The organism is Actinomyces sp. ICM58, assembly GCF_000283035.1.
Taxonomy (GTDB): Bacteria; Actinomycetota; Actinomycetes; order Actinomycetales; family Actinomycetaceae; genus Pauljensenia.
In genome coordinates this window covers 1-2822 of sequence record NZ_ALIY01000146.1, presented here as the reverse complement: position 1 = coordinate 2822, position 2822 = coordinate 1, and the positions used below count along the sequence as shown (strand labels likewise).

General features: G+C 65.9%; 2 protein-coding genes. One reads left to right on the top strand and one right to left on the bottom strand.

Features of this window, described 5'->3' with window-relative positions; all coding sequences use genetic code 11:
* On the bottom strand, nt 1-814 hold an 814-nt coding region (locus HMPREF1138_RS06995), incomplete at its 3' end, for a GuaB3 family IMP dehydrogenase-related protein (RefSeq protein WP_009057982.1).
* A gap of 100 nt (nt 815-914) precedes the next feature.
* On the opposite strand from HMPREF1138_RS06995, the gene HMPREF1138_RS06990 reads away from it, so the two are divergent.
* Nucleotides 915-1667 (top strand): exonuclease domain-containing protein, encoded by a 753-nt coding sequence (locus HMPREF1138_RS06990; protein WP_009057981.1) that lies wholly within the window; start codon nt 915-917, stop codon nt 1665-1667.
* Nucleotides 1668-2822 lie beyond the last annotated feature (1155 nt).

Here is a 2822-nt window from a genome sequence, read left to right as displayed (position 1 = left end):
GGTCGCCGCTGCGCCCAATGCCCCCGTCCGCGATGACGTGCACGTAGCGACCGCCGGACTCGTCCATGTAGTCGCGCCGGGCCGCCGCCACGTCCGCGATCGCCGTCGCCATCGGCGCGTGCACGCCCAGCGACTGGCGCGTCGAGTGCGCCGCTCCCCCACCAAAGCCAACGAGGACGCCGGCCGCGCCCGTGCGCATCAGGTGCAGGGCCGCCGTGTCCGTGCACACGCCTCCGACGATGACGGGGACGTCCAGCTCGTAGATGAAGCGCTTGAGGTTGAGGGGCTCGCGCCGCGACGACACGTGCTCGGCGGACACTGTGGAGCCGCGAATAATGAACAGGTCGACGCCCGCGTCCACGACCGCGCGCCAATGCTGCTGGACGCGCTGGGGCGAGAGCTTGCCGGCGACGACCACGCCGGCCTCGCGCAGCTGCTTGAGCCGCTCCGTGATCAGCGAGGGCTTGATCGGCTCCGAATAGACGCGCTGGAGGGTCGCGATCGACTCCTCCTCGCCCAGGTGAGCGATCTGATCAAGAATCGGGGTGGGATCCTCGTAGCGGGTCCACAGTCCATCCAGATCCAGGACGCCGATGCCACCGAGGCGACCAAAGGCGATCGCGGTTTCCGGGCTCATCACCGAGTCCATAGGGGCGGCCATGAGAGGAATGTCGACGTGGTAGGCGTCGATCTGCCAGCCGACGTTAACGTCCTCGGGGTCGCGCGTTCGCCGGGCGGGCACGAGCGCTATGTCGTCCAGTGTGTAGGCGCGCCGACCGCGCTTGCCGCGTCCGATTTCGACTTCGTGGCTCATGAACCGATTCTACTGCCTCCGAGACGCTTCCACTTCCTCCGAGACGCAGATGTGCCCGCCCTCTGCCACACTGGAGGAACCGGCAAGGACAGGAGCAATCATGAGCTGGATCGAGGACCCGTGGATGGGTTTTGACACCGAGACGACGGGCGTGCGCGCGCTCAAGGACCGCCTCGTCACCGCCGCGCTGGTGCTGCGCATCGACGGCGCCTCCTACCGGTCCGGCGTCAGCGCCCCCGATCAGGTGGCGACCTGGCTGACCGACCCGGGTGTCGAGATCCCCGAGCAAGCCACAGCCGTCCACGGCATTACGACCGAGCAGGCGCGGCGCGACGGCCGCCCTATCGAGGAGGTCCTGCACGAGCTGGCCGGTTCCATCGTCGAGCACTGGCTGCGCGGCTACCCGGTCGTGGCCTTCAATGCGACCTATGACATCACGCTGGTCAACCAGGAGCTGCGCCGCCACCGCCTGGGTTCCTTCGAGGAGCGCCTGGAGGGCGCGCCGATGCTGGTCGTCGACCCGCTCGTCTTGGATCGGAAGCTCGACCGCTTCCGCAAGGGTAAGAAGACGCTGACGGAGATGGCGCCCGTCTACGGCGCGGTCGCCTCCCCGGACGCTCACACGGCCGAGGTCGACGTGGCCATGACGCTTGACGTGCTGGCCGGCATGGTGGATAAGTACCCGCAGCTGGCGTCGATGAGCGCCCTGGAGCTCATGGATTACCAGCTCCAGGCCCACCAGGATTGGGCCGAGGACTTCGAGAAGTACCTGCGCAAGCAGGGCCGCGACGCATCCATCGACCGCGAGTGGCCGCAGATCACGCCGCGAGGCCGCGGCGACTCTCAGGACTAGGAACGATTCAGGCGGGGGTCGGTGGCCGGCCCCAGTTTCGTTGTGCCCGAGGTGTCCTCCGCGCGGCGCATGTACGAGGCAGCGGCCGGGTTAGGCCGCGCCCGGTGGGCGGCCACCGGCTGCTCAGCACGCGCTACACGCCACCAGTGCGGAGGGCGCTGGCGGGGCCGCAGCTCCCGGCCACCAACGCACATCCGGATAGGTAAGCAACATCCGGATAGGTAACGAACATCCGGATAGGTAAGCAGCATCCGGATAGGTAAGCAACATCCGGATAGGTAAGCAACATCCGGATAGCTTAATAACCTATCCGGATGTGCATAACCTATCCACGTGCGCACAACCTATCCAGATAAGCCCAGACGGTATCGCAGGGAACGCGGGCCTGGTCACGTAACACGCAACGCGCGACCCGTGTGGAGGGTGCCGGCGGGCGCCGACGGCGCCACAGGGTCTCACCGGGCTTCGAGCCGACGCGCCGAGCAAAGCTCGCGGCGTGGACGGCGAGCGGGCGGGCGGACCCGACGGCGCCACAGGGTCTCACCGAATAAAAGTCGCACATAATTTCCCACGGTCAGTTTTCAAGCGGCGCTCAAAAAGTTGCAATTCCAACGACGCACATTCAAGGTTTGAAGCAGCCGCAGGGGAATTACGTGCGACATTGCCTAGGAACCATGCCTGCGACCGCCCTCGCGGCCCAGACCCCTCCAGTCACGGTCCCACCCGCGTAAAGGAGTGGGTCAGTGCATGCGTCACGGTCACCGATAATGAACCGCGGTCCCACCCGCGTAAAGGAGTGGGTCAGTGTATGCGTCACGGTCACCGATAATGAGCTGCGGTCCCGCCCGCGTAAAGGACTGGGGCTCCCGGCCACCAACGCACATCCGGATAGGTAAGCAACATCCGGATAGGTAACGAACATCCGGATAGGTAAGCAGCATCCGGATAGCTTAATAACCTATCCGGATGTGCATAACCTATCCACGTGCGCACAACCTATCCGGATAAGCCCAGGCAGAGGGTATGGCAGGGAACAAAGGGCTTGGCGAGGGAACGTACACCACGCGCCACCAGTGAGGAAGGCGTCGGCGGGGCTGCAGGGCATGGCCGAGCCTCGAGCCGACGCGCCGAGCAAAGCTCGCGGCGTGGACGGCG

Bases quoted from the DNA above. Each gene is read 5' to 3' on its own strand.
- HMPREF1138_RS06990 (WP_009057981.1), top strand. From the start codon at position 915: ATGAGCTGGATCGAGGACCCGTGGATGGGTTTTGACACCGAGACGACG.